The sequence below is a fragment of the Rhodosalinus sp. genome (genome assembly GCF_046542825.1).
In the GTDB taxonomy this organism is placed as follows: Bacteria; Pseudomonadota; Alphaproteobacteria; order Rhodobacterales; family Rhodobacteraceae; genus Rhodosalinus.
In genome coordinates this window covers 1-3,045 of record NZ_JBKHAQ010000180.1, presented here as the reverse complement: position 1 = coordinate 3,045, position 3,045 = coordinate 1, and the positions used below count along the sequence as shown (strand labels likewise).

The following is a 3,045-nucleotide window of genomic DNA, read 5'->3' as shown; positions in this document are numbered from 1 at the left end:
CTGCCCGTCAGGGCCGACGAGAGCCGCCTGCGCCTGCCGTGGTATTCGGCGAGCGTCGATTCGACCTACCTGACGGCCAAGCGCGTCTTCCTCTTCGGCGACGGCACCCATGTCGCCGCGGCCGCGCGAATCGCGCGCGACGAGATGGGCTTCGAGGTGGTGGGCCTGGGCTGCTACAACCGCGAGCAGGCCCGCATGATCCGCCGCGTGGCCAGGGATTACGGCGTCGAGGCCACGATCACCGACGACTACCTCGAGGTGGAGGCCGCCATCGAGGCGGCCGCGCCCGAGATGATCCTCGGCACGCAGATGGAGCGCCACATCGGCAAGCGCCTCGGGATCCCCTGCGCCGTCATCTCCGCCCCCGTGCATGTGCAGGACTTTCCCGCCCGCTATTCGCCCCAGATGGGCTTCGAAGGCGCGAACGTGATCTTCGACACCTGGGTGCACCCGCTGGTCATGGGGCTGGAGGAGCACCTGCTGCACATGTTCCGCGAGGACTTCGAGTTCAACGACGCAGCCGGTCCCTCGCATCACGCGGCCCATTCGCCCGCGCGGCGCGCCGCCCCGGAGCCCGCCATGGCCGAGGTGCCGCAGGGGGGCGCTGCCCCCCGTCCGGCTGCGCCGGACTCCCCCCGGGGTATTTCCCCGCAAGAGGAAGGACCGGGCGCGGCAGGCGGAGGAGTCGAGGTGGTCTGGCTGCCTGCCGCCGAGAAGGAGCTGAAGAAGATCCCCTTCTTCGTGCGCGGCAAGGCGAAGCGGAACACCGAGGCCTTCGCGCGCGAGCGCGGAGTGGCCGAGATCGGTGTGGACACCCTTTACGAGGCGAAGGCGCATTATGCGCGATGACGGTGCGATAACCCGCCGGATGCCCGGCTACCGCGTCACGATCCTGACGCTCGACGCCCACGCGGCGAGCGCCTGCGACCGGGTGGCGCAGCGGCTCTCGCGCGAGTTTCCGGGCTTGTCGGTCTCTCTGCACGCCGCGGCCGAGTGGGGCGAGACGCCCGGCGCCTTCGAGCGCGCGGTCGAGGCGATCGAGCAGGGCGACATCGTGATCGCCAACCTGCTCTTCCTCGAGGAGCACGTGAAGCCGATCCTGCCGCATCTGCAGGCCCGGCGCGATCACTGCGACGCGATGGCGGGGGTGATCGCGGACGCGGCGATCGTGAAGCTCACACGCATGGGCACGCTGGACATGGCGGCGCCCGAGAGCGGGATGCGCAAGCTGATCAAGCGGCTGCGCGGGTCCTCCAAGCCCTCGTCGGATTCGGGCGAGAGCAGGATGCGGATGCTGCGCCGTCTGCCGAAGATCCTGAAGTACATCCCCGGCAAGGCGCAGGACCTGCGCGCCTGGTTCCTGGTGATGCAGTACTGGCTGGGCGGGTCGGACGACAACATCGAGGCGATGCTGCGTTTCCTGCTGTCGCGCTACTGCCGGCACGAGGGCTGGCGCGGAGGCGAGGCGCCGGCGCCGGTGGAATACCCGGAGGTGGGCCTTTACCACCCCGACCTGGCCGAGCGGATCACCGAGGACGCGGCGGCGCTGCCCGCGGCAGAGGCGCCCAAGGGCACCGTGGGCCTGTTGATGATGCGGAGCTACGTCCTGTCGGGCGATACGGCGCATTACGACGCGGTGATCCGGGCGCTGGAGGCAAAGGGACTGCGCGTGCTGCCGGCGTTCGCCGGGGGGCTCGACGGGCGGCCGGCGATCGCGACGTTTTTCCGCGACGAGGCGGGCGCGAAGATCGACGCGCTGCTGTCGCTGACCGGTTTCAGCCTGGTGGGCGGGCCAGCCTACAACGACAGCGAGGCGGCGGTCGAGGTGCTGCAGGGGCTCGACGTGCCCTATCTGGCCGCGCATCCGCTGGAGTTCCAGACGCTGGCGCAATGGGCCGGCTCCCCGCAGGGGCTGGGGCCGATCGAGACCACGATGCTGATCGCGCTGCCGGAGCTCGACGGGGCCACGAACCCTTGCGTCTTCGCCGGGCGGCACGGGACGGAGCCCTGCCAGGGGTGCCGTTACGCCTGCCGCGTGGAGCAGGAGAGCCGCGACATGGCGCCCTGCCACGAGCGGATCGAGAGCCTGGCCGAGCGGGTGGAACGCCAGATCCGGCTGCGCCGCAAGGAAAACGCCGCGAAGAAGGTGGGCGTGGTGCTCTTCGGCTTTCCGCCGAACGCGGGCGCGGTGGGCACCGCGGCCTATCTCGCGGTGTGGGAGAGCCTTTACAACACGCTGCACCGGATGGCGCAGGCGGGCTACGACCTGGACCCGCCCGAGAGCGTGGAGGCCCTGCGCGCCGCGGTGCTGGAGGGCAACGCGGCGCAATACGGGCAGGAGGCGAATGTCGCCGCCCATGTGAGCGCCGACGAGATCGTGCGCAACACGCCCCCGCTCAAGGAGATCGAGGCGGTCTGGGGCCCGGCGCCGGGCAAGGTGCAGTCCGACGGGCGCGGCGTCTTCGTGCTGGGCGCGCATTTCGGCAAGGTCTTCGTCGGGATCCAGCCGGCCTTCGGCTACGAGGGCGACCCGATGCGCCTGCTGTTCGAGAAGGGCTTTGCCCCGACGCATGCCTTCGTCACCTTCTACCTCTGGCTCCGGAACACCTATCAGGCGGACGCCATCCTGCACTTCGGGATGCACGGCGCGCTGGAGTTCATGCCGGGCAAGCAGGCGGGCATGGGCGCGATGGACTGGCCAGACCGGCTGATCGGCGAGATGCCGAACGTCTATCTCTACGCCTCGAACAACCCCTCCGAGGCAAGCCTTGCCAAGCGGCGCTCGGGGGCTGTGACCATCACCCATCTGACCCCCCCGCTCGCGGCCTCGGGCCTCTACAAGGGACTGGCGGAGCTGAAGGATTCGCTCACCCGCTGGCGCGGGATGGCGGCGGACGACCCCGCGCGCGAGGAGCTGGAGGCACTGATCGCCGAGCAGGCGGACGCGGTGGACATGACCGGCACGCCGCCCGAGGCGCTCTGGCTGAAGCTGCTGGAGACCGAGGACGCGCTGATCCCCGAGGGGCTGCATGTGCTGGGCCGGCC

2 protein-coding genes are annotated in these 3,045 nt (G+C 70.4%); both read left to right on the top strand.

Annotation, left to right across the window (positions count from 1 at the left end; translation table 11 throughout):
* Positions 1 to 849, top strand: an 849-nt coding sequence (locus tag ACLFOB_RS14750; RefSeq protein WP_410926580.1) for a nitrogenase component 1, incomplete at its 5' end; no start/stop codon positions are given.
* A partial coding sequence (locus ACLFOB_RS14745; RefSeq protein WP_410926579.1) for a magnesium chelatase subunit H occupies positions 839 to 3,045 on the top strand: 2,207 nt, incomplete at its 3' end. The genes ACLFOB_RS14750 and ACLFOB_RS14745, both read left to right, overlap by 11 nt.